Annotated in this window: 24 protein-coding genes; 10 read left to right on the top strand and 14 right to left on the bottom strand. The window is 63.8% G+C overall.

All coding sequences use genetic code 11. The features are described 5' to 3' along the window. Positions 1-70: 70 nt before the first annotated feature. From ACQZ2L_RS19170 to ACQZ2L_RS19135, 8 genes are all read left to right on the top strand, one after another. Complete coding sequence (locus ACQZ2L_RS19170) at positions 71-835, top strand: FadR/GntR family transcriptional regulator (protein WP_430327397.1); 765 nt, start codon at positions 71-73, stop codon at positions 833-835. Positions 836-925: 90 nt separating this feature from the next. Next, on the top strand, positions 926-2128 hold the full coding sequence (locus ACQZ2L_RS19165; protein WP_101316229.1) for an ABC transporter substrate-binding protein: 1203 nt from the start codon (positions 926-928) through the stop codon (positions 2126-2128). A gap of 60 nt (positions 2129-2188) precedes the next feature. Beyond that, complete coding sequence (locus tag ACQZ2L_RS19160; RefSeq protein ID WP_101316227.1) at positions 2189-3049, top strand: branched-chain amino acid ABC transporter permease; 861 nt, start codon at positions 2189-2191, stop codon at positions 3047-3049. Positions 3050-3051: 2 nt separating this feature from the next. Further along, complete coding sequence (locus ACQZ2L_RS19155; RefSeq protein WP_430327396.1) at positions 3052-4059, top strand: branched-chain amino acid ABC transporter permease; 1008 nt, start codon at positions 3052-3054, stop codon at positions 4057-4059. Then, positions 4059-4811 (top strand): ABC transporter ATP-binding protein, encoded by a 753-nt coding sequence (locus tag ACQZ2L_RS19150; protein WP_101316223.1) that lies wholly within the window; start codon positions 4059-4061, stop codon positions 4809-4811. The genes ACQZ2L_RS19155 and ACQZ2L_RS19150 overlap by 1 nt, the downstream gene beginning before the upstream one ends. Next, on the top strand, positions 4811-5506 hold the full coding sequence (locus ACQZ2L_RS19145; protein WP_101316221.1) for an ABC transporter ATP-binding protein: 696 nt from the start codon (positions 4811-4813) through the stop codon (positions 5504-5506). Before ACQZ2L_RS19150 ends, ACQZ2L_RS19145 begins: the two co-directional genes overlap by 1 nt. Before the next feature lie 12 nt (positions 5507-5518). Next, positions 5519-6802: a Zn-dependent hydrolase gene (locus ACQZ2L_RS19140; protein WP_430327395.1), complete on the top strand. Its 1284-nt coding sequence runs from the start codon at positions 5519-5521 to the stop codon at positions 6800-6802. A 1-nt stretch (position 6803) separates the two neighbouring features. Beyond that, positions 6804-8213 carry an amidase gene (locus ACQZ2L_RS19135; RefSeq protein ID WP_430327394.1) on the top strand — a complete coding sequence of 470 codons (1410 nt, stop codon included), beginning with the start codon at positions 6804-6806 and terminating at the stop codon, positions 8211-8213. Positions 8214-8249: 36 nt separating this feature from the next. Here the strand turns inward: ACQZ2L_RS19135 and thiO are convergent, their stop codons facing one another. The 5 genes from thiO to ACQZ2L_RS19110 are packed head-to-tail and all read right to left on the bottom strand — an operon-like array spanning position 8250 to position 11261. Then, positions 8250-9347 (bottom strand): glycine oxidase ThiO, encoded by a 1098-nt coding sequence (thiO, locus tag ACQZ2L_RS19130; protein WP_430327393.1) that lies wholly within the window; start codon positions 9345-9347, stop codon positions 8250-8252. A gap of 37 nt (positions 9348-9384) precedes the next feature. Beyond that, the gene (locus ACQZ2L_RS19125) at positions 9385-9780 is read right to left on the bottom strand and encodes a type IV pilin protein (RefSeq protein ID WP_101316213.1); all 396 of its coding nucleotides are present in this window, start codon (positions 9778-9780) and stop codon (positions 9385-9387) included. A 1-nt stretch (position 9781) separates the two neighbouring features. Further along, positions 9782-10264 (bottom strand): hypothetical protein, encoded by a 483-nt coding sequence (locus tag ACQZ2L_RS19120; RefSeq protein ID WP_430327392.1) that lies wholly within the window; start codon positions 10262-10264, stop codon positions 9782-9784. Further along, positions 10261-10914 carry a PilW family protein gene (locus ACQZ2L_RS19115; RefSeq protein ID WP_430327391.1) on the bottom strand — a complete coding sequence of 218 codons (654 nt, stop codon included), beginning with the start codon at positions 10912-10914 and terminating at the stop codon, positions 10261-10263. The genes ACQZ2L_RS19120 and ACQZ2L_RS19115 overlap by 4 nt, the downstream gene beginning before the upstream one ends. After that, positions 10911-11261, bottom strand: a complete 351-nt coding sequence (locus ACQZ2L_RS19110; RefSeq protein ID WP_430327390.1) for a type IV pilus modification PilV family protein — start codon at positions 11259-11261, stop codon at positions 10911-10913. The genes ACQZ2L_RS19115 and ACQZ2L_RS19110 overlap by 4 nt, the downstream gene beginning before the upstream one ends. A gap of 139 nt (positions 11262-11400) precedes the next feature. On the opposite strand from ACQZ2L_RS19110, the gene ACQZ2L_RS19105 reads away from it, so the two are divergent. Further along, positions 11401-11862 (top strand): GspH/FimT family protein, encoded by a 462-nt coding sequence (locus ACQZ2L_RS19105; protein ID WP_430327389.1) that lies wholly within the window; start codon positions 11401-11403, stop codon positions 11860-11862. 8 nt (positions 11863-11870) lie between these two features. On the opposite strand, the gene ispH is transcribed toward ACQZ2L_RS19105, so the two are convergent. From ispH to murJ, 6 genes are all read right to left on the bottom strand, one after another. Beyond that, positions 11871-12818: a 4-hydroxy-3-methylbut-2-enyl diphosphate reductase gene (ispH, locus tag ACQZ2L_RS19100; protein WP_101316204.1), complete on the bottom strand. Its 948-nt coding sequence runs from the start codon at positions 12816-12818 to the stop codon at positions 11871-11873. A 14-nt stretch (positions 12819-12832) separates the two neighbouring features. Then, entirely contained in the window at positions 12833-13270 is a 438-nt protein-coding gene (gene fkpB / locus ACQZ2L_RS19095) for an FKBP-type peptidyl-prolyl cis-trans isomerase (protein WP_103435954.1), read from the bottom strand. Further along, on the bottom strand, positions 13263-13778 hold the full coding sequence (lspA, locus tag ACQZ2L_RS19090; protein ID WP_314878247.1) for a signal peptidase II: 516 nt from the start codon (positions 13776-13778) through the stop codon (positions 13263-13265). Before lspA ends, fkpB begins: the two co-directional genes overlap by 8 nt. Next, the gene (gene ileS, locus ACQZ2L_RS19085; protein WP_430327388.1) at positions 13771-16602 is read right to left on the bottom strand and encodes an isoleucine--tRNA ligase; all 2832 of its coding nucleotides are present in this window, start codon (positions 16600-16602) and stop codon (positions 13771-13773) included. Before ileS ends, lspA begins: the two co-directional genes overlap by 8 nt. Next, a complete protein-coding gene (gene ribF, locus ACQZ2L_RS19080; protein WP_103435951.1) occupies positions 16599-17549 on the bottom strand; it encodes a bifunctional riboflavin kinase/FAD synthetase in 951 nt (316 codons plus the stop codon). The genes ileS and ribF overlap by 4 nt, the downstream gene beginning before the upstream one ends. Positions 17550-17666: 117 nt before the next feature. Further along, positions 17667-19205 (bottom strand): murein biosynthesis integral membrane protein MurJ, encoded by a 1539-nt coding sequence (gene murJ / locus ACQZ2L_RS19075; protein ID WP_430327387.1) that lies wholly within the window; start codon positions 19203-19205, stop codon positions 17667-17669. A gap of 249 nt (positions 19206-19454) precedes the next feature. On the opposite strand from murJ, the gene rpsT reads away from it, so the two are divergent. Further along, positions 19455-19733 (top strand): 30S ribosomal protein S20, encoded by a 279-nt coding sequence (gene rpsT, locus ACQZ2L_RS19070; protein WP_101316189.1) that lies wholly within the window; start codon positions 19455-19457, stop codon positions 19731-19733. Positions 19734-19895: 162 nt separating this feature from the next. Here the strand turns inward: rpsT and ACQZ2L_RS19065 are convergent, their stop codons facing one another. The 3 genes from ACQZ2L_RS19065 to ACQZ2L_RS19055 are packed head-to-tail and all read right to left on the bottom strand — an operon-like array spanning position 19896 to position 23458. Then, positions 19896-22196 carry an MlaD family protein gene (locus ACQZ2L_RS19065; RefSeq protein ID WP_430327386.1) on the bottom strand — a complete coding sequence of 767 codons (2301 nt, stop codon included), beginning with the start codon at positions 22194-22196 and terminating at the stop codon, positions 19896-19898. After that, positions 22189-22812: a paraquat-inducible protein A gene (locus ACQZ2L_RS19060; protein WP_430327385.1), complete on the bottom strand. Its 624-nt coding sequence runs from the start codon at positions 22810-22812 to the stop codon at positions 22189-22191. Before ACQZ2L_RS19060 ends, ACQZ2L_RS19065 begins: the two co-directional genes overlap by 8 nt. Beyond that, entirely contained in the window at positions 22799-23458 is a 660-nt protein-coding gene (locus ACQZ2L_RS19055) for a paraquat-inducible protein A (RefSeq protein ID WP_430327384.1), read from the bottom strand. Before ACQZ2L_RS19055 ends, ACQZ2L_RS19060 begins: the two co-directional genes overlap by 14 nt. Between the last annotated feature and the right edge of the window lie 273 nt (positions 23459-23731).

Here is a 23731-nt window from a genome sequence, read left to right as displayed (position 1 = left end):
CAACGCTTGACCCCCCGGCCGCAAATTCGCTAAATCCTATTTATCCGCATAAATATGAAAAATAGCCCGCATGCTCAAATCCAAGCGCAAACGTCAGAAGCTGTCGGACATGATCGTCGAGTCGGTCAAGCGCTCGATCGTCACCGAAGCGCTGCACCCCGGTGACCGTCTACCGACCGAGCGCGAGCTGATGGAGCACTTCGAATGTTCCAAGGGCACCGCCCGTGAGGCGCTCAAGGCGCTTGAAGTCGAGGGCCTGGTCAGCACCCGCACCGGCCCGAGCGGCGGCGCCTACCTCAATGAAGTCGGCACCGAACCGGCCAGCCGCGCGCTGCGTAACTACCTGCATTTTCAGCACCTGGATGGCGAGCAGGTGTATCAGCTGCGCAAAGTCATCGAGGTCGAGCTGGCGGTTTCAGTGATGGGCCGCCTCAGCGAGGCCGACTACGCCGCACTGCAAGCCAACATCGATTTCTGCAGCACCCCGGAAGACAGCGAAGAAGGCCAGCGCGAGCAGCGTTTGGCCGAGCTCGAGTTTCATACCCTGCTGGCCGGACGCTGCGCCAACCCGTTGCTGAGCTTCATGGCGGTGTTTCTCAACGACCTGCTGCGCGACCTGGTAGTGCTGAAAAAAGCCTACCTGCCCAAGCGCCAGCAATTCGCCGCAGCCAACATCGACTATCACAAGCAACTGCTCGACGCCCTGCGCGCCAACGACGAAGCCACCGTGCGCCGCTTGATGCACGAGCACATGTGCGACGCCGAACACCACATGACTGCGCTGGAAGGCGAAGTCGCCCGCAACTTCCTCCTGGAGTTCAGCCACAACCACTGATTCGCCTGGACAGAGGCCTGCTCACAGGCCCGGCCGTACCCGCTTTGTCATTGCCACTCCTGCCTAATAACCACAAACAAGGAGTTACTCATGCAAAGACGTACCCTGCTCAAAGCAGGCCTTGCCCTCGGCGCCCTCGGCAGCCTCCCGTTGGGAGCGTCGCGGGTGTTCGCCGAGCAACCGTTGACCTTCTATGGCCTCAAGTCGATGTCCGGGCCGTTTGCCAGTTACGGCAAATACGCCGACATGGGCTCGCGCCTGGCGATCGCCGAGCACCCGCAGCTGCTCGGCCAGCCGCTCAAGTACAAGGTCATCGACACCGAGGGCAACGCCGGCAAGGCGGTACGCAAGGTCCAGGAGGCCATCGGCCAGGACGGAGCGCGGTTCTTCCAAGGCTGCACGCTGTCGTCCTCGGCGCTGGCGGTGTCGAAGGAAATCAACAAGGCCGGCGGCGTGTTCATGACCCCGGTCGGCGCCGACGAGATCACCGGCAAGGACTGCAACAGCTCGACCTTTCGCTGGTCGGTGCCGACCTACGGCGCCATTCGCGAAACCCTCGTGCCGCTGATCAAGCTACTGCCCGAAGCCAAGCGCTGGTACACCATCACCCCGCAGTACGTGTTTGGCGACGCCCTGCTGGACAACGCACGCAAGGTCTTCAGCGAACACGGCATCGAGCACATCGGCAACAGCTACCACTCGCTGCAGGAGCAGGAATTCTCCGGCTACCTGACCAACGCCATTGCCGCCAAGCCGGACGTGCTGGTGCTGCTCAACTTCGGCAGCCAGTCATCCAATGCCCTGCGCCAGGCGGTCAATTTCGGCATCAAGGACCGGATGAAAGTGCTGCTGGTGTGGTCGGCCGGGCTCGACCAGTTCCAGGAGCTGGGCAGCGACGTCCTGGAAGGCGTATACCTCGGTGCGCAGTACTGGCATCAGGTCGACACCCCGCTCAACCGCGAGCTGGTCGCGGCCACGCGCAAGGCCTACGGCATCAACCCCAATTACCCGCTGGCGGCCGACTACATCGGCACCCGGGTCATGCTCGAAGCCATCATCAAGGCCAACAGCCTCGACGGCGCGGCAGTGTCCAAAGCCCTCCAGGGCATGAGCTTCCAGGGCCCGACCGGCGACGAGCTGATCCGCCCGGGTGACCATCAAGTGCTCAAGGACTACTACCTGCTGCGCGGCAAACCTCAAGCGCAGATGCGCGATGACGATGACCTGGCCGAAGTGCTGCACGCCGGCCGTTCGTTCATCGAGGTCTCTCAAACCGGTTGCGCCCTGGCCTGACGCCACGCCTTCCCACTCGACAAAATTGCAGGCGCGCGGCGCGCTGCAGAGGGCACGTTCATGCTCGATTTGTACCTGTTCCAGCTGCTCAACGGCCTTGGCCTGGGGATGATCTACTTCCTCATTGCCGTGGGCCTGACGATCATTTTCGGCTTGCTCAACTTCGTCAACTTCGCCCACGGTGCGTTTTTTCTGCTGGGTGCCTACCTGTGCTACACCGCCGTGGCGCTGACCGGCAACTTCTGGCTGGCGCTGCTGATCGCGCCGCTGGCGGTAGCCGCGCTGGCCTGGGTGGTCGAGCGAGTGCTGATCAAGCGCATCTACCACTTGCCGCACACCTTCCAGATCCTCGTCACCCTGGGTATCGCGCTGATCATCCAGGAAGCCTCGGTGCTGATCTGGGGCCCGGTCGGCAAGCACATCGCGGTGCCGCCGGAGCTGCGCGGGGTGCTGATCATCGGCGACTTCATCTACCCGTATTACCGCCTGTTCCTGATCGGCTTCGCCGCCTTGATCGGCCTTGGCCTGTGGCTGCTGCTGGAGCGCACCCGCTTCGGCGCCCTGGTGCGGGCCGGCAGTGAAAGCACCGAGACGGTGTCGCTGCTGGGCACCAACATCTTCCGCCTGTTCTCGCTGACCTTTGCCCTTGGCGTAGGCCTGGCGGGTGTGGCCGGGGTGCTGTTCGCTCCGCTGCGCGGGGCACAGCCATTCGTTGGCCCGGAGATTCTCGGCATCGCCTTCGTGGTGGTGGTGATCGGCGGCATGGGCTCGTTTGGCGGTGCGCTGGTTGGCGGCCTGCTGGTCGGGGTGGTGCAAAGCATGATGAGCAGCCTCTGGCCGCAAGGCGCCAGCCTGATGATCTACGGCGCGATGGCGGCGGTGATCCTGGTTCGTCCCTACGGCCTGTTCGGGAGAGCATGAACATGACTGAGAAAAATCCACTGGCCGTGGCCAAAGGGCATGGCCCGGCGCTGCTGCTGTTGCTGGTCGTGACCTTGATCGGCCTACCGCTGATCCTGCCGTCGACCACCCTTGCCACCGAGATTCTGATCTTCGCCCTGGCAGCGCTGGCCTGCAACCTGCTGCTGGGGTACACCGGCCTGCTCTCGTTCGGCCAGGGCATCTTCTTTGGTGCCGGTGCCTACGGCGCGGCGCTGCTGATGATCCACCTGCAATGGGGCATGCTCGGCGCGCTGGTTGGCGCGGCGCTGTTCGGCGCGCTGCTGGCCTTGCTGGTCGGTGCGCTGGCGATCCGGCGCAAGGGCATCTACTTCGTCATGCTGACTCTGGCCTTCAGCCAGATGGCGTACTTTCTGGCCTACACCCTGAGCGGCTGGACCGGCGGCGATAACGGGCTGCTCGACGTGCCACGGCCGAACATCACGGTTGCTGGGCACGTTTTGCTCGACCTGGCCGATCCGCGCCACTTCTACGCTTTCGTTGCGGTGCTGTTCCTGCTGATCTTCGCCGGCGCCCTGCGGGTGATTCGCTCCCCGTTCGGCAGCACCTTGCTGGCGATCCGCGAGAACGAAACCCGTGCTGCGGCCATCGGCTATGACATCCGTCACTTCAAGATCCTGGTGTTCATGTTGTCTGGCGCCATCACCGGCATCGCCGGAGCGCTGTACGCGATGCTGCTGCACTTTGCCCCGCTGTCGAACATCGACCTGATGATGAGCGAAAACATCCTGATCATGACCATCGTCGGCGGTACCGGCTCGCTGTTCGGCTCGTTGCTTGGCGCCGGTGCGATCGTGTTGCTCGGTGACGTGCTGTCGGAGCTGTGGCCGCGTTGGTTGATGCTGTTGGGGGTGATCCTGATTCTGGTGGTGGTGTTCATGCGCGGCGGGCTGTGGGGCGGCCTGGCTGATCTGGCCAAGCGCCTGCGCCCTTCGCCCACCGCCGACGCCAAGACCAAGGAGCAGCTGTAATGAGCGAATTCCTCCTCGAAACACACAACCTGCAACTGGCCTACGGGCCGTTCCATGCCGTCGATGGCGTCGACCTGAAAGTCCGCGCCGGCACCATCCACACCGTGATCGGGCCCAACGGCGCCGGCAAGACCAGCCTGTTCCACTGCCTTACCGGCGAGCGCCAGGCCACCGCCGGCAAGATCCTCCTCAACGGCCAGGACATCGTCCGCAAACCGTCCCATGGCCGCGTCGCCCTGGGCATGGCGCGCTCGTTCCAGCTCACCAGCCTGTTCCAGAACCTCAGCGTGCGCGAGAACCTGCGCCTGGCCGCGCAGGGTCGCGATGGCCTTGGCGCGCTCAACTTCTGGCGCAGCGTCGAGCACAAGCGCAGCCATTGGGACACCGCTGACCAAGTGCTTGAACGGCTCAAGCTCAACGGCCGCGCCGAGACTCTCGCCGGCGAGCTGTCGCACGGCCAGCAGCGGGTGCTGGAAGTCGGCATGTCGATCTGCGCCAAGCCCACCTTGCTGATGCTCGACGAGCCCACCTCGGGCATGGGCATCGATGACATCCCGGTGATGACCGACCTGATCTGCGACCTGGGCCGCGACCACACCGTACTGCTGATCGAACACAACATGAGCATCGTCATGTCGATCAGCCAACGCATTACCGTCATGAGCCACGGCCAGATCCTGGTCGAAGGCACCCCGGATCAGGTGCGCAACGACGAACGCGTGCGTACCGCTTACCTTGGAGAGGCCGCCTGATGCTCAGCGTCGAATCGATCCATTCCTACTACGACAAGAGCCACGTGCTCGAGGGCGTTTCGCTCAAGGTCGAGGCCGGCGAGCTGGTGACCCTGCTCGGGCGTAACGGCGCCGGCAAGACCACCACCCTGCGCAGCATCCTTGGCATCGTCCGCCCGCGCCAGGGCCAGATCCACTTCAACGGCCAGCCGCTGGTCGGTCGCGAGATCTTTGACATCGCCCGCCAGGGCATCGCGCTGGTGCCGGAACACCGCGGCATCTTCCGCCAGCTGGACGTCGAAGAAAACCTCAAGATCGCCGCGCGCAAGCACAGCCGCTGGCAGCTGGAGGACGTCTACGCGATGTTCCCGCGGCTCAAGGAGCGCCGCCGCAACAGCGGCTTTGCCCTGTCCGGTGGCGAGCAGCAGATGCTGGCGATTGCCCGCGCGCTACTCAATGGGCCGAAGCTGCTGATCCTCGACGAGCCGACCGAAGGCCTGGCCCCGGTGATCGTCGACGAGCTGGTGAAGATCCTGCGGCGGATCAAGGATGAAGGCCTGTCGATCCTGCTGGTCGAGCAGAACCTCAAGGTCTGCGATGCCCTCGCCGACCGCCACTACGTACTTGAACAAGGCCGCGTGGCCTATCAGGGCAGCGCCGAGCAGTTCCGCGCCGACCCGAGCATCAAGAACCGCTACCTGGCCTTGAGCGCCTGAAGGAGACCGACCATGAACAGCCAAAACCCTATCGATCCCGCACAAGCACCCCTCGGCCAGGGCGCTTTGATCAGCCGCGAGCGCCTCTGGCAGTCGCTGATGGACCTCGCCCGCCTCGGCGCCACCGCCAAAGGCGGCGTGTGCCGGCTGGCCCTGACCGACCTTGACCGCCAGGCGCGCGACCTGTTCGTGCAATGGTGCACGGACGCCGGTTGCAGCGTCAGCGTCGACGCCATCGGCAATATTTTCGCCCGTCGCCCTGGGCGCAATCCTGATCTAGCGCCAGTGATGACCGGCAGCCATATCGACACGCAGCCCACCGGCGGCAAGTTCGACGGTTGCTACGGGGTGATGGCCGGGCTGGAGGTGATCCGCACCCTCAACGACCTCGGCCTGCAAACCGAGGCACCGCTGGAAGTGGTGGTGTGGACCAACGAAGAAGGCTCGCGCTTCCCGCCGTGCATGATGGGTTCCGGGGTATTTGCCGGCAAGTTCGACCTCGGCGAGACCCTGGCCAAGCGCGACGAGCAGGGCCTGTCGGTCGGTGCCGAGCTTACGCGCATCGGCTACGCCGGCCCGCGCGTGCCTACCGGCCATGCGGTCGGCGCCTATTTCGAGGCGCATATCGAACAAGGCCCGGTGCTGGAAGACCAGCGCACCACCATTGGCGTGGTGCAGGGTTGCCTTGGGCAGAAGTGGTTCGACCTGGTGTTGACCGGCGTCGAAGCCCACGCCGGGCCGACGCCGATGCACCTGCGCAAGGATGCGCTGGTCGGCGCCGCCGATGTCGTCAGCGCGGTCAACCGCATCGCCCATGCCCATCAACCGCATGCCTGCGGCACGGTCGGCTGCCTGAGCCTGCACCCCGGCTCGCGCAACGTGATCCCCGGCCAGGTGCACATGACCATCGACCTGCGTCACCTCGACCCGCAGCAGCTCGATGCGATGGTCGCCGAGGTACGTGCAGTGATCGAAGCCACTACGGCCAAACACGGCCTGAGCTTCGAGCTGACGCCAACCGCTGACTTCCCGCCGCTGTACTTCGCCGAGCAGTGTGTCGACGCTGTGCGCCAGGGCGCAGTCGCGCTGGGCCTGAGCCATCTGGATATCGTCAGCGGCGCTGGCCACGATGCGATTTTTGTCGCCGAGCTGGGGCCTGCGGGGATGATCTTCGTACCGTGCGAAGGCGGCATAAGCCACAACGAAATCGAAAACGCTGCGCCGCAGGATTTGGCCGATGGCTGTGATGTACTGCTGCGGGCGATGGTCCAGGCCGCCAATCAGGGAGCCCATTGAGATGACCGGTAAAACCGCTATCGGCGAGTTCACCGCCGTCGAGCTGCTCGACCTGTATCAACGGCGCCAGCTGTCTCCGCTCGAGGTGGTCGATGACGTGCTGGCCCGCATCGACAAGCACAACCCGGCGGTCAACGCCTACTGCCATGTCGACGCCGAAGGTGCCCGCGCCGCCGCCCGCGCCAGCGAACAACGCTGGCAGCGCGGCGAGCCGTGTGGCCGCCTGGATGGCCTGCCGACCTCGATCAAGGACCTGACCCTGACACGCGGCATGCCCACCCGCAAGGGCTCGCTGACGTCTTCGGCAACTGGGCCGTGGGACATAGACGCGCCGTTCAGCGGGTTCATGCGTGAAGCCGGCGCGGTGCTGCTGGGCAAGACCACCACGCCTGAGTTCGGCTGGAAGGGCGTCACCGACAACCCGCTGTATGGCATCACGCGTAACCCGTGGGATACCCGGCTCACCGCCGGCGGCTCGTCCGGCGGTGCGGCAGCGGCGGCAGCGCTAAACCTCGGTGTGTTGCACCAGGGCAGCGATGCCGGCGGCTCGATCCGCATCCCCTGCGCGTTCACCGGCACCTTCGGCATCAAGCCAACCTTTGGTTATGTGCCGCAGTGGCCGGCCAGCGCCATGACCATCCTCTCGCACCTCGGGCCGATGACGCGCACGGTCGACGATGCTGTGCTGATGCTCGACTGCGTGGCTCGCCCCGATCCGCGCGACGGCCTCGCCGGAGCACCGCGCCAGCGACCCTGGCTGGCCGCGGAGCAGGACTTGAGCGGGCTGCGCATCGGCTATAGCGCGGACTTTGGTTATGTCAGCGTCGACCCGCAGATTCAGGCCCTGACCGCTCAGGCAGTGCAGCGCCTGGCGCGGTTGGGCGCTCAGGTCGAAGAAGTCGACCCTGGGTTTACCGACCCGCTGGCAACATTCAATACCCTGTGGTTCGCCGGCGCGGCGCGGCTGGCCAGCCAGTTGACCTCAGCCCAGCGCGAGCTGCTTGATCCGGGCCTGCGCTGGATTGCCGAGCAAGGTGCGGCCATCAGTCTCGAGCAATACACCGCAGCGCTTGAAGCGCGGGCCGAGCTGGTGGCGCGGATGAACGCCTTCCATCAGCGCTATGACGTATTGGTGTCGCCAATGATGCCGCTGGTGGCGTTTGCCGCCGGCCACAACGTGCCGCCAGGGTCGGGATTGGAGCAGTGGATGGAGTGGACGCCGTTCAGCTACCCGTTCAACCTGACCCAGCAACCGGCGGCCTCGGTGCCCTGTGGCTTCACCCGCGAAGGGCTGCCGGTGGGCCTGCAGGTGGTGGCCGGACGCTTTGCCGATGAGCAGGTGCTGCGGGTGTGCAAGGTGTATGAACAGCATTACCCGACTCGCCACTTGCAGGCGCCGGTTATCGGCTGAGCCGCATCAAGGGGCCGGTATTCGGCCCCTTGTCATTTAAGCCAAGCGGCCCTCGGGCGCATACGGCGTCGGGTCGATGATCGGCGGGTTGCCGGTCAGCAGGTCGACAAACAGCTGGCACGAGGCTGGCGCCAGCACCAGGCCGTTGCGGTAATGCCCGCAGTTCAGCCATAGCCCGGCATGCCCCGGCACCGGCCCGATATACGGCACACCCTCGGGTGAGCCTGGACGCAGGCCGGCCCAGTGCGCCACCGGCGTGGCGTCAGCCAGCCCTGGCAATAGCTCAACGGCGGAAGCCTTGAGGCTCTCCAGTGCCTGCTCGGTCGGGGTCTTGTCATAGCCGGCATGCTCCAGCGTACTGCCGATCAGGATATGCCCGTCGCGCCGCGGGATCGCATAGCGGCCCTTGGCCAGAACCATGCTCGGCAAAAAGTCTTCGCGGCACTTGTAGAGGATCATCTGGCCCTTGACCGGCTCGACCGGCAGGGTCAGCCCCAGCGTGGCCAACAGGTCACCACTCCAGGCGCCCGCGCTGAGCACCACGTCATCGGCTTCGAGCAGGCCATCGGCCGTATGCACACCGCTGATGCGCCCGTCTTGCTGGGCAAAGCCGGTGATCTGGCAGTGCTCGCGCAGTTCGACATTGGGCAGTGCCGTCAACGCTGCTTTCAGCGATTTGACCAGCCGTGGATTGCGCACATTGGCCACCCCTGCCATGAAGATCGCCCGCGTGAAGCCGGCGCCGAGGCCCGGCACGGCGTCATAGGCCGCCGAGATATCCACAGCCGTCAACGGCCGCTGCTCACGCTCCGCCCACGCCAGCGCTTCGGCTTCGTCTTCAAGGTCGAGCCAGTACAGTCCGGTGACGTGCACCTCAGGGTCGACGCCGGTGCTGGCGAACAGGCGCTCGCCCAGCTGTGGATAAAACGCCTGCGACCAATGCGCCAACGCCGTGACTGCAGGGCTGTAGCGCCACGGATACAGTGGCGAGACGATGCCGCCACCGGCCCACGACGACTCGCGGCCGACTTCGCCTTGATCGCACACCACCACCCGCTCGACCTTTGCCGCCAGGTTGAGCGCGGTCAGCAGGCCGATCACACCACCGCCGACAACCACTACTTGCTTGTTCATCTGTCGATCCAATACCTGAAAAAACCGAACTACCCCGTCAACCGCTCCAGCAACCCGCAGCGTCCTGGCTGCCTGGGTTGCTGCGCACACCTGCCTGATCAAGTTGATAGTCAGCGCACTGATCCTGCGCCATCAAGCCGGTCGGCAAGCGCTGTGCCTGCAGGCGAAAACTGGCGTCATCGCGTTGCAGCTGCAGGCGGTAATAGCGGCTGTCGGCAGGCAAGCTCAATTGATGCTGGTCAGTGTCGCTGTACTGGCCGCTCCGCGCATGGTGGCGCTCCAGGCGCAACGCAGCGTCGTGCAGCAGCCCGACCACTTCACTGCGGGCGGCGCGGCGCAATTGTTCGTTGTAAGCGGGGTAGGCAATGGCTGCCAGAATGCCGCTCACGGCGACGACAATCAACAACTCGATCAGGCTCAGGCCTTGCTGCATGTCATGGCTCCTGCACTCTTTGCCGCCAGAGGATTCTTTGTAGAGTCTGCGCCTCGCCGGCGGGCTGCGCGTATACGGCTTCAAGCACATGCCGCGCGCGGGTTTGCTGGCTGACTGCGGTCACTCGGTAGAGAGTGGCCTGGGTGCCCTCGGGCAGGTGCGCGGCGCGGTCACTTTGGCCAAGGTTCTGCAGGCTGAACCAGCCCTGCGCAGCTGCCTGCCAGTCGCCACCAGCGGCGGTTACTTCATGGGCGTCGACTGGCGGCAAGCAGCGCTGGCACTCGCTGGGTGGCGCCACGGCGAGCCGCGCCGCGCCCTCCAGCAAGACCGCCTCGGCCTGTTCCAGCGCCTGGCTGCTGGCCAACAACAGCCCGGCCATGCGCGTCTGCAGCAGTGCCTCGCGTAGGGCGGCTGCGGCGAGCAGGCCGAGCAGCAGGCTCAGTACCAGAGCGATCAGCAGCACCATGCCGCCTTGGCGCTTCATGGCGCTGGCAGCCGATTGCGCAGAGCTACGCTGATGGCGTACTGCTGTTCTAGATCGTGCTGTGGGTCGAAAAGGGTCAGTTGCAGGTCGATTCGCTGGCCCTGCGCCTTCGTTACCAAGTCAGCGCGCAGGCTGCGCACGTTGTCGATCAAGGCTTGCGGAGAGCCTCGGCGCATCACCCGCAGGCTGCCATCGCGCAGCTCGTAGGTGATGCGGCTGACCGGCAAGGCCAGGGTCTGATCGTCACCCCCGTGGGCGTCGGCTCTGACCTGTGCCCAACTGCGGCAATCACTCAACACCGTCCAATCAGGCCGGCTGCCGCTGCCGGGCAACTGCCCCACCAACAGACTCAGTTGTGCGCCGCCTTGGCTGATTTGCACAGGCCTGGCAAAAGCGGCCGCTGCGCTGGGTGAGTCGAAGTCGCTGACGTGCAAGCGCAAACAGCCGAACACGCCGGTCATGCGGATATCCTGGGCGATCCGTTGCAGCGCCAGGCGAGCATCTTCTTGCTGCTGCGCCAGCGCGCCCTGCACGCGCCAGGCTTGCACCGTGGCGACAAACACCTGGCTGGCGGCAGCCAGCAGCATCAGGCCCAAGGCCAGCGCGAGCAACCCTTCGAGCAGACTGAAGCCCGCCTGGCTGCTGTTCATGGCCAGCCCTGCAGGCTTACACCCTGATGCTCCGGGTCACGCCCATCGGGCCAGTCGACGACGACCTCCAGCAAGTGCCCTGAGCTTTGCACCCGACCCACGGCCTGCGCGCCAAGGGCCAGCCTGATCTGCGCCTGCCATTCTCCTAACGCCCCCAATGACCCGCTCGTCCTCGCCTGCTCCAGCAGGCTCTGGGCAAGGAAGGTCGCCTGGCTGTGCTGCCGAGCGCTGGCGGTAGCCTGCAATGCCTTGACCTGTAAAGCCGCTGCCGCAAACAGGCCAAGCGCCAACACCAGCATGCCCAGCACGACCTCGAGCAGCGTGATGCCTTTCTGTCCTTTGCGCATCCATGCGCTCCTGGGAAATTTCCCGCGATGTGCCAGCCAAGTGGCCGACTGGACCTCATGTCCGCCGTGCCTGAAGCTACAGCGAAGCACTTCCAGGGAGGAATGCACGGTGGGGCAACACGGAGCAACACTGATACAAATGATGTTGGCGCTCGCGCTGGTCGCGGTTCTGGCGCAGTTGGCGATGCCTTCCTACACCGCGCTGAGTAAGGACTTACAAGGGGCGGCAGCGGCGCAGCAGCTGCTCCAGGACCTTCGCTCGGCACGTAGCCAGGCCCTGTTGCAGCAGCAGGCCGTGCGGGTCGAGCCACTCGAAGCAGACTGGGGGCTGGGTTGGCGCGTGCTGGACGCTGATAGCGGGCGCTTGCTTACCAAGCAACGTTTACCGCAGCGGGTACGGATCGTTGGCAACTTGGCTGACGGTGTGCGCTTCAGCGAACAGGGCGTGCCGTTGCGCGGTAGCGGCGGGTTTCATGGCGGGAGTTTGCAGATATGCCCGCACGCAGAAGGCGGGCAACTACGCCAGATAGTCCTGGCGCCCAGCGGCAGGGTACGCCTGCGCACAGACATGGCCATCGAGCCATTGTGCGCAGGCCCCTGAGAAGTGGCTCAGAGCAGCGAGCGCACCCGCAGTTCCTTGGGCATCGAGAAGGTCACGTTCTCCGGGCGCCCGTCGAGCTCTTCGGCACCGGTTGCGCCCCAGGCCGTGAGCTGCTCAAGCACGCCGCGCACCAGCACTTCAGGTGCCGAAGCACCGGCAGTGACACCCACCCGGCCAATGCCGTCGAACCAGCTTTGCTGCAAGTCCTCAGCGCCGTCGATCAGGTACGCCGGGGTGCCCATACGCTCGGCCAGCTCGCGCAGGCGGTTGGAGTTAGAGCTGTTCGGGCTGCCGACCACCAGCACCACATCGCACTCGTCAGCCAATTGCTTGACCGCGTCCTGGCGGTTCTGGGTGGCGTAGCAGATGTCGTCCTTGCGCGGCCCGCCGATGTTCGGGAAGCGCGCGCGCAGGGCATCGATAACCCGGCTGGTGTCATCCATCGACAAGGTGGTCTGGGTGACGAAGGCCAGGTGATCAGGGTCGCGCACCTGCAGGTTGGCCACATCCTTCTCGTCTTCGACGAGGTAGATGGAGCCACCGTTGCTGGCGTCGTACTGGCCCATGGTGCCTTCGACTTCCGGGTGCCCAGCGTGGCCGATCAGGATGCACTCACGGCCATCACGGCTGTACTTGGCCACCTCGATGTGGACCTTGGTCACCAGCGGGCAGGTGGCGTCGAACACCTTCAGGCCACGGCCTGCGGCCTCCTGGCGCACGGCCTGGGAGACGCCGTGGGCGCTGAAGATGACGATCACGTCGTCCGGCACCTGGTCGAGCTCTTCAACGAAGATCGCCCCGCGGTTGCGCAGGTCTTCGACCACGAACTTGTTGTGCACCACTTCGTGACGCACGTAGATCGGTGGCCCGAACACTTCCAGGGCACGGTTGACGATCTCGATCGCCCGGTCGACCCCCGCACAAAAGCCGCGAGGGTTGGCGAGTTTGATTTGCATGCTCGGCTCCAGGCTTACAGGGCCTTCACCGCGAGGATCTCCACCTCGAAGCTCAGGGTCTTGCCAGCCAGTGGGTGGTTGAAGTCGATCGTCACCTGGTGCTCGTCAAAGGCTTTGACCACTCCAGGCAGCTCGGCGTTGGCAGCATCATTGAAGATCACCAGCAGCCCTTCGGACAGCTCCATGTCAGCGAACTGCGAACGCGGCATGATCTGCACGTTCTGCGGGTTCGGCTGGCCGAAGGCATTTTCCGGGGGCACGCTGACGGTGCGTTTGTCGCCGGCCTTGAAGCCGAACAGCGCGGCTTCAAAACCCGGCAGCAGGTTGCCGTCGCCAACCTTGAACACGGCCGGAGCCTTGTCGAAGGTGCTGTCGACGGTGTCGCCGTTTTCCAGGTGCAGGGCGAAGTGCAGAGTGACTTCGCTGTTCTGGCCGATACGGGTCTCAGTCATGCGCAGGCTCCTCGGACTTCTTGCTCTTGAACATATCCAGCGCCAGCATGATCGCGCCAACGGTAATTGCGCTGTCGGCGACGTTGAACGCTGGGAAGTAGTGCATGTTCTTCCAGTGGACGAGGATGAAGTCGACCACATGACCGAGCACCACGCGGTCGTACAGGTTGCCCAGCGCGCCGCCCAGCACCAGTGCCAGGGCAACTGCCAGCCAGGTCTCGTTGCGGCCCAGGCGTTTGAGCCAGACCACCAGCACCGCGCTGACCACGATCGCGATCAAGGCAAACAGCCAGCGCTGCCAGCCGGCGCCGTCAGCCAGGAAGCTGAACGCAGCGCCGGTGTTGTAGGCCAGGGTCCAGCTGAAGTAATCAGGGATGACCACGATCTGCTGGTACATGCTCAGGTTGCTGTTGAAGTACAGCTTGGTCACCTGGTCAACCACCACGATCAGCAGGCTCAACCACAGCCAGGCGAGGCGCCCGAAGCGCCCCACTGCAGGATTAGGCATAGTGACGAACCTCGCCCGCACCGCTCAGGTTGTCGACGCAACGTGCGCAGATTTCCGGATGCTCAGGGTTGGCACCGACATCGGCGCGGAAGTGCCAGCAACGGCCACACTTGGCGTGACCGGACTTGACCACTTTCAGCTTGAGGCCTTCGACTTCGGTCGCCACGGCATCGGCCGGGGCCTGCACGAAGGGCACCACGCTGGCAGCCGAGGTGATCAGCACGAAGCGCAGTTCGTCGCCAAGCTTGGCCAGGTCAGCGCTCAGGCCTTCTTCGGCAAACAGGGTCACTTCGGCTTGCAGGTTGCCACCGATGGCCTTGGCCGCACGCTGGTTTTCCAATTCCTTGTTGACCGCTGCCTTGACCGCCATGACCCGCTCCCAATAGGCGCGGTCCAGCTCGAAGCCTTCTGGCAGTTCGGTCAGGCCTTCATACCAGGTATTGAGCATCACCGACTCGTTGCGCTCGCCTGGCAGGTACTGCCACAGCTCGTCGGCGGTGAACGCCAGGATCGGCGCGATCCAGCGCACCAGCGCTTCGCTGATGTGGTACAGCGCGGTCTGGCACGAACGCCGGGCAACACTGTTGGCGCCGGTGGTGTACTGGCGGTCCTTGATGATGTCGAGGTAGAAGCCACCCAGCTCCTGCACACAGAAGTTGTGCACCTTGGAGTAAACGTTCCAGAAGCGGTATTCGCTGTAGTGCTCTTCCAGCTCGCGTTGCAGCAGCAGCGCGCGGTCGACGGCCCAGCGGTCCAGCGCAAGCATGTCTTCGGCCGGCAGCAGGTCGCGGGCCGGATCGAAGCCGGACAGGTTCGACAGCAGGAAACGCGCGGTATTGCGGATGCGCCGGTAGGCGTCGGCGCTGCGCTGCAGGATCTGGTCGGAGACGGCCATTTCACCGGAGTAGTCGGTGGCCGAAACCCACAGGCGCATGATGTCGGCGCCGAGGGTGTCGTTGACCTTCTGCGGCTCGATGGTGTTACCCAGCGACTTGGACATCTTGCGGCCGTTCTCATCGACGGTGAAACCGTGGGTGAGCAGCTCGCGGTACGGCGCATGGTTGTCGATCGCGCAGCCGGTCAGCAGCGACGAGTGGAACCAGCCGCGGTGCTGGTCGGAGCCTTCCAGGTACAGGTCGGCGCGCGGGCCGGTGGCGTGACCGATGTCATGCGAGCCACGCAGCACGTGCCAGTGGGTGGTGCCGGAGTCGAACCAGACATCGAGGGTGTCGGTGATCTTGTCGTACTGGCCGGCTTCGTCACCGAGCAGTTCGGCAGCGTCAAGCTTGAACCAGGCTTCGATGCCTTCCTGTTCGACGCGCTTGGCGACCTCTTCCATCAGCTCGACGGTGCGCGGGTGCAGCTCGCCGCTCTGCTTGTCGAGGAAGAACGGGATCGGCACACCCCAGTTGCGCTGACGCGAGATGCACCAGTCAGGGCGGTTGGCGATCATCGAGTGCAGGCGCGCCTGGCCCCAGGCCGGAACGAACTTGGTTTCTTCGATGGCCTTGAGCGCACGCTCACGCAGGGTGTCGCCGCTGGCTGGCTTGCGGTCCATACCGATGAACCACTGCGCGGTGGCGCGGTAGATCAGCGGGGTCTTGTGGCGCCAGCAGTGCATGTAGCTGTGGCTGATGGTTTCGGTGTGCAGCAGCGCACCGACTTCCTGCAGCTTGTCGACGATGGCTGGGTTGGCCTTCCAGATGAACTGGCCGCCGAACAGTTCGAGCGACGGCACGTAGACGCCGTTGCTCTGCACCGGGGTGAGAATTTCGTCGTTGACCATGCCGTAGCGTTTGCAGGTCACGAAGTCGTCTTCGCCGTAGGCAGGTGCCGAGTGGACAACACCGGTACCGGCGCCCAGCTCGACGTATTCAGCCAGGTAGACAGGTGACATGCGCTCGTAGAACGGGTGACGGAAGTTGATCAGCTCCAGCGCCGAACCTGGCGCGGTGGCGATGACCGAGCCTTGCAGGTCCCAGCGTTTGAGGCAGGCTTCGACCAGCTCTTCGGCCAGCACCAGCAGACGCTCGCCGGTGTCGACCAGGGCGTAGGTGAACTCCGGGTGGACGTTCAGCGCCTGGTTGGCGGGGATGGTCCACGGCGTGGTGGTCCAGATGACGATGGCAGCAGGCTTGGCCAGCGCGGCCAGGCCAAAGGCGCTGGCCAGCTTGTCGGCGTCGGCGATCGGGAAGGCGACGTCGATGGTCGAGGACTTCTTGTCGGCGTATTCGACTTCGGCTTCAGCCAGAGCCGAGCCGCAATCGAAGCACCAGTTCACAGGCTTGAGACCCTTGAACACGAAGCCTTGCTTGACGATTTCGGCCAGCGCGCGGATTTCGCCCGCTTCGTTGGCGAAGTTCATGGTCTTGTAGGGGTTGTCCCAGTCGCCCAGCACACCCAGGCGGATGAACTCGGTCTTCTGCCCTTCGATCTGCTCGGCGGCGTAGGCACGGCACAGCTCACGGGTCTGGTCCGGGCTCAGGTGCTTGCCATGGGTGACCTCGACCTTGTGCTCGATCGGCAGGCCGTGGCAGTCCCAACCCGGGACGTACGGCGCGTCGAAACCGGAGAGGGTCTTGGAGCGGACAATCATGTCCTTGAGAATCTTGTTCAGCGCATGACCGATGTGGATCTTGCCGTTGGCATAGGGCGGGCCATCGTGCAGGACGAACTTGGGACGATCCTTGCCAATTTCGCGAAGCTTCTGGTACAGGCCAATGCTGTCCCAGCGCTGCAGGATCTGCGGTTCGCGCTGGGGCAGGCCGGCCTTCATCGGGAAGGCGGTGTCCGGAAGATTAAGCGTGGCTTTGTAGTCGGTCATTTCAGGCTCTTGGTTAGCGGTTGAGCGTGCCAGTGGGCACGTGCGGCGGCGATGTCCGCGTCGATCGCCGACTTCAGCGCCTCCAGGGAGGCGAATCGCTGCTCTTCGCGCAGCTTTTGGTGGAACTCCACCGTCAGACGCCGGCCATACAGGTCGCCGGCAAAATCAAGAAGATGAATCTCCAGGTGAGGACGACCATCACCGGCGACGGTGGGTCGTACCCCGATATTGGCAACACCCGGCCAGCGCTTGCCGTCGATCTCGGCGCTGGTCAGGTAGACCCCGCTGAGTGGGATGCGGCGGCGCTTGAGCTGGATATTGGCGGTCGGCGTGCCGAGCTGGCGGGCCAGCTTCTGGCCGTGCAGGACGCGCCCGGTAATGGTGTACGGGCGGCCCAGCAGGTGAGCGGCAAGGGCAAAGTCAGCATTGGCCAGGGCGGTACGCACCTTGGTGCTGCTGACCCGCAAGCCGTCCTGCACCACCGTGTTGGCGGCCTCGACGGTAAAGCCGTATTTCTTGCCGGCCTCGACCAGAAAATCAAAGTCGCCGGCACGGTCGCAGCCAAAGCGGAAGTCGTCACCGACCTCCAGGTGGCGCACGCCGAGGCCATCGACCACGATCGTCTTGACGAATTCATCGGCGCTGAGCTGGCTCAGGCGCTGGTTGAAAGCCAGACACAGGACCAGGTCGATGCCTTCGGCGGCCAGCAGCTGCACCTTGTCGCGCAGCCGCGCCAGGCGTGCCGGCGCAGTCTCGGGGGCAAAGTACTCGCGCGGCTGTGGTTCGAAGATCACCACGCAGGTGGGCAGGCCCAACTCCCGGGCGCGGTCGCGCAGGCGCGCCAGGATTGCCTGGTGGCCACGGTGAACCCCGTCGAAGTTGCCAATGGTGGCGACACACCCCCGGTGCTCGGGGCGCAGGTTGTGAAGACCTCGAACCAGCTGCATAACGCGCTTCTTGCTCATAAAGTGGTCGATTATAACCACACCCGGGCGCTGGTGACAGGCAGCAGCGCCCTGGGGTGGCGACTAATGTGTAAAACCGACGCCTGGCCGCCCCGCACCTTAATGCAAGGCGTTGCGGGCGAACTGCCGAGGGCGCAAGCCGCAGGCGAACAGGCAACCGAAATAGGTCACGACGCCGGCACCGATCAGGGCACCCAGGCGCAGGAAGCGCTCGAGCATGCCGCCCTCCTCCCACGCCGGCATGTAATGCATGCCCAGCAGCAACACGGCCGACATCAGGCTGACCGCGAGGATCAGCTTGAACAGGAACCGCGCCCAGCCTGGTTGCGGCTGGAACAGGTCCTGGCGGCGCAGGCGCCAGTACAGCAAACCGGCGTTGAGGCAGGCGCCGATGCTGATGGCCAGGGCCAGCCCGGCATGGGCCAGCGGGCCGACCAGCACCAGGTTGAGCAACTGGGTCGAGACCAGGGTGAAGATGGCGATCTTTACCGGCGTGCGGATGTTCTGCTGGGCATAGAAGCCCGGCGCAAGCACCTTGATCAGGATGATCGCCAGCAGGCCGACCGAGTAGGCGATCAAGGCGCGCTGGGTCATGGCCGCGTCGAATGCGCTGAACTTGCCGTACTGGAACAGCGCCACGGTCAGCGGCTCGGCCAGGATCGCCAGGGCCAGGGTGCACGGCAGCACCAGCAGGAAGCACAGTCGCAGGCCCCAGTCGAGAATCCGCGAGTACTCGTGGCGGTCGCGGTTGGCGTAGGTCTTGGCCAGGGTCGGCAGCAGGATGGTACCGAGGGCGACGCCGAGCACACCTGAGGGCAGCTCCATCAGGCGGTCGGCGTAGTACATCCACGACACCGAGCCGGCCACCAGGAAGGAAGCGAAGATGGTGTTGATGATCAGCGAGATCTGGCTGACCGACACGCCGAGAATGGCCGGCAGCATCTGCTTGAGCACCCGCCATACACCGCTGTCGCGCAGGTTCAGGCGCGGCAGCACGAGCATGCCGATCTTCTTCAATGCCGGCAGCTGATACAGCAGCTGCGCCAGGCCGCCCGCCAACACGCCCCAGGCCAGGGCCATGATCGGCTGCTCGAAGTACGGTGTCAGCAGCAAGGCGAAGGCGATCATCGCCACGTTGAGCAGGGTCGGAGTGAACGCCGGCACCGCAAAGCGGTTCCAGGTGTTGAGAATCGCCCCTGCCAGCGATGACAGCGAGATCAGCAGTATATAAGGGAAGGTCACCCGCAGCAGGTCGGTGGTCAGGGCGAAGCGCTCGGCGTCGGCGGCAAAGCCCGGCGCCGTGACCCACACGATCCACGGCGCGGCGAGGATGCCCATAGCGGTGACTACGGCCAGTACCAGAGTCAACAAGCCACTGACGTAGGCAATAAAGGTGCGCGTCGCCTCTTCGCCCTGCTGGGTCTTGTACTCGGCCAGGATCGGCACGAAGGCCTGCGAGAATGCGCCCTCAGCGAAGATACGCCGCAGCAGGTTGGGCAGTTTGAAGGCAATGAAGAACGCATCGGTAGCCGCACCGGCACCGAATACGCGCGCCAGGATGGTGTCGCGGACAAAGCCCAGCACCCGTGAAATCATGGTGATGGAGCTGACTGCAGCCAGGGATTTGAGCAGGTTCATCGAAAAATTTTCACGCTGGGGACGGAGGACGCTACTAAAGCCGCCAAGATGTGCGATACTCCCGCGCCTTCGCAGGGGAGCCAAAATTCCCGAGTTTACAGGTCGCGGCGCAGAAAGGAATATTTCCCTCTCGCGGACCCACCACTCGGCGGAACCTTGCAGGTGGCCTTGACATCTGTCGTACGCATCGGCATGATTCGCGGCCTATTTTGTTTGCTATTTCCCTAAAGTCTTTCAAGGAGCTCGACGGTGGCCAACTCACCTTCCGCCAAGAAACGCGCAAAACAGGCTGAGAAGCGTCGCAGCCACAACGCCAGCCTGCGTTCCATGGTTCGTACCTACATCAAGAATGTAGTTAAAGCCATTGACGCAAAAGACGCCGAAAAAGCGCAAGCCGCTTACACCCTGGCTGTGCCTGTCCTCGACCGTATGGCCGACAAAGGTATCATCCACAAGAACAAGGCTGCTCGCCATAAAGGCCGTCTGAATGGCCACATCAAGGCGCTGAAAGAAACTGCAGCTGCCTAAGCGACGCGCTTGTTAAAAACCGACCCTAGGGTCGGTTTTTTATTGCCTGCGATTTATCTAAACCTGGATGCGATCCCTGTAGGAGCGGCCTTGCCGGGGCGCCGGACCGGTCGGAAAGGGGCGCGCAGCGCCCCCAGCAGTTCTGCGGCGCAGCCGTATTGCTTACTTGCCCAGCTGAATCTTCGGCGCCCACTGCAGCCACACGTCGTCAGGTTTGTCGAACAAGGCAAAGGTCTGCTTCGGACGAGCCGGGTTACCCATCTGCTCGCCCTCTGGCGTGGCAAAGGCAATGCCGCCGTCGATCAGTGTCTCCAGCGACTCGGTACGTACCGTGGCGCCCTTGAACAGGCCCCAGTCGAAGCCAAAGCCGCTGCTGTTCCAGAACCGGCTGCCGCCACGCACCAACCCTGCGTAGCGCGGTTCGATGAGAATGTGGATCAGCACGCGATCAGCGTTCTGCCCCAATTCAAAGCCAGTGACCTTGCCCACTGCCACCTCGCGGTAGGTGACCGGCACGCCCGGCTTGATCGAGCCACGTCGCGGAGCACTGAGGGTAATCGGCAGGCCGATCTCCTGGCCCTTCACCTCTGGCGCCTCGGCCAGGGCGATGAAGTCACGCTGTGAGCCTTGGCTCCTGGCTGCAGGCTGTACCTCGATGTACTGCCCACCGATCAACGTATCAAGATTCTCGGTCTTGACCAGACCCAATGCTGGCTTGACTACCCAGAACTGCGTACCGGCACGGGTGATGCGGTCGGCCGCCTCAGTGATGCGCGCACGCAGCAGCACGGCCTGCAGGTCATCGGTCAGGTCGGTACTTTCGATACTCCCCACCTCCAGGCCGCGGAAGCGGATCGGCGTGCCCGGCTTGAGGCCATCGGCGCGCTCGACTCGGATGGTGATCAGAGTACCGGCGCGGTTGGCTGCCTCTTCACTCTCGTGCAGACGGAAGCGTGGGATATGACGCTTGAGCGGCACATCCGGCTTCGGCGTATCGAAGGCAATACCGCCCGCCATAAGAGTCTGCAGTGACTCGCTCTTGACCTTGATCCCGGACAGGCCACCGGTCAGGGTGATACCACTGGCATTCCAGAAGCGCGTCGAGCCGTTGACCAGGTTGGCGTATTCCTTCTCGATGTGCACGCCGATCAGGATGCGTTTGCTGTTGCGGGCAAACTGATAGCTCTGCACGTTGCCGACTTTGACCTGGCGATACATCACCGGGCTGCCGACCTCGAGCGAGCCGAGGCTGTCGGCGAACAGCACCATATGCAGGCCTGGCGACTTCAGATCAAGCGGTGGTGCCTTGGCTCGCGCTTCGAATTCGCGCTGCGGCCGCGCGCCCTTGTCACCTGGACGGATGGCAATGTAGTTACCCTTCACCAGTGCTTCCAGGCCGGTGATCCCTGCCAGAGAGATGGACGGCTTGACCACCCAGAACTGCGTGCCATCGACCAGATAATCCTCGGCCAGGGGGTCCAGAGTCAGTTCGGCCGAGGCGCTGGCGAGGTCGTCTTCGATCTTCAGGGTCTTCAGCGAGCCGATCTGAATGCCTTTGTACAGTACCGGCGTACGCCCAGCCTGCAAGCCTTCGAAATCAGTCAGTTTGACCTTAATGCGGATACCCGCCTGGGCTGCGTCAAAGTCTTCATAGAGGCGGAATGGCAGGCTTGGATCAGTCGGCGGACTGTCCTTGCGGTGCTCAGGGGTAGCAAAGGCGATACCGCCGGCGACGATGCTGCTGAGCGACTCACTGCGCACCTTGACCCCGGACAGGTCGGCGTCGATGCTGATGCCGCTGGCGTTCCAGAAGCGCGTGTGTTTGCGCACCAGGCTGGCGTAGGCAGGCTGGATGAAGACTTTCACCTCAACGGTGTCCTGATCCTCGGACAGCTTGTAGCTCTTCACCCGACCCACCTGGATCTGCTTGTAGAACACCGGGCTGTCGCGATTGAGCGAGCCAAGCCGATCGGCCTTGAGGGTCAGGTGCAGGCCGGGCTCGGAGTCAGACAGCGGCGGCGCCGAGGCCAGCGCCTTGAAGCTTTTGGTCGGCTCGCCTTTGCCTGGATCTACCGCGATGTAGTTACCCGATACCAATGTCTCAAGGCCCGAGATACCCGCCAGGGTGACGCTCGGCTTGACCAGCCAGAAGCGCGTGCCGGTGGTCAGCTGGGTGTCTGCCGCCTTGTTCATCTCGATGGTGGCGATCACCCCGGTGTTGCTGCCGGTGGCATCCAGCTCGAGCTCGGTAACCTTGCCGACCGGCATGCCCTTGTAGATCACCTCGGTCTTGTTGGCGACGATCCCTTCACCAGTCTTGAAGCGCACCTGGATCTCCACCCCCGCAGAACGGTAGGCCTGAACGCCCAGCCAGCCGCCGATGATCAACGCGATCAGCGGCAGAATCCAGATGGCCGACCAGTTCGAGGCAGGGCGGGTTTTTGCCGTAGGCACGTCACTCATGGTCGTCATCCGACTCCGTGTTATCCCAGATCAGTCGGGGATCGAAAGTTAAGGCAGCAAACATCGTCAGGATCACCACGCAGGCGAAGGCGATGGCGCCCAGATTGGCTTCGACGCTGGCGATCCGGCCAAAATTGACCACTGCCACCAGAATGGCAATGACAAAGATGTCCAGCATCGACCAGCGCCCGATGAATTCGATAAAGCGGTACATCCAGATGCGCTGCCGTGCCGACAGCGGCTGATGTCTTTGCACCGAGTACAGCAGCAGGCCGATGCCGACCAACTTGAAGGTCGGCACCAGGATACTGGCAATGAACACCACAGCGGCGATAGGCAACATGCCGTGGTGCATCAGCGTGATGACCCCGGACATGATCGTGTCGGGGCTACCCTTGCCCAGCGAGCTGACTGTCATGATCGGCAACAGGTTGGCTGGGATATACAGGATGAACGCAGTGATCAGCAGCGCCCAGGTGCGTACGATACTGTTGGGCCGGCGTGGGTGGACTACAGCGCCGCAGCGGACACAGGTCTGCCCGGCGCCATCACCTTCCTGACGGTTCAGCTCGTGACATTCGTTGCACACCAGAATCCCGGCATCAATCGCCCGCATGCAGATCCTCCCCGGACAACGCTACCCAAATCTGATGCGGCGACATCACCACTTCCAGCCAGACTTGCACCAGCAGCAGGCTGATGAAGCAGATCAGGCCAATACCAATGTTCAGTTGGGCAAGGTCCAGCAGCTTGACCATGGCCACCAGCACGCCCATGAAGTACACCTCGAGCATGCCCCACTCGCGCAGGTGGTGGTACACCCGGTAGATCAGCAAGCCATAGCTGCGACCGATGTCCAGGCGAATGCTCAGCAGCACTGCCAGCTGGCACAGCAGCTTGAGCAAGGGGATAGCCATGCTGCAGAGAAACACCACCACGGCGATCAGGTGCATTTGCGAGTTGTACAAGCCGAGCACACCGCTCCAGACGGTATCGTCGGAGGTCTGCCCGAGCAGGTGCAACTGCATGATTGGCAAGAAGTTGGCGGGTATATAAAGCAGCAGCGCTGCCAGAACCAACGCCAGGCTGCGATTGACCACGTTATGACGGTGGGCATACAGCTCGTACCCGCAACGTGGGCACAGCGCCTTCTCATTGTGCTGCAGGGGCGGCTTGCGCAGCAGCAGGTCACACTCATGGCAGGCGATGAGGTCGTCCAGCGGCAGATTGGCCAGCACTTCGGGGTCGGCAGGGTTGGGCATATGGGCATCTGAGTGGAAGCGTGGGCTCTATTCTAGTGCTCTGGCTCGCATTGTGGGAGACGCGTGGCCGCCCTGATGCGTGTCATAAGCTTACTGGCACATTGTTATGAGCGGTGGATTGGGTAAAAGTGCCGGGGATCGTGGCTGGGGCGGATATTTTGGGGCCGCTGTGCGGCCCAATCGCGACACAAGGCCGCTCCTACAGGAACGCGGTCGGCGTAGGAGCGGCCTTGTGTCGCGATTGGGCTGCGCAGCAGCCCCAGATTCCCGGAT

The organism is Pseudomonas shirazensis (assembly GCF_050496565.1).
Classification (GTDB): domain Bacteria; phylum Pseudomonadota; class Gammaproteobacteria; order Pseudomonadales; family Pseudomonadaceae; genus Aquipseudomonas; species Aquipseudomonas shirazensis_A.
The sequence above is the reverse complement of the archived record's forward strand: the minus strand, read 5'-3'. Positions and strand labels throughout refer to the sequence as shown.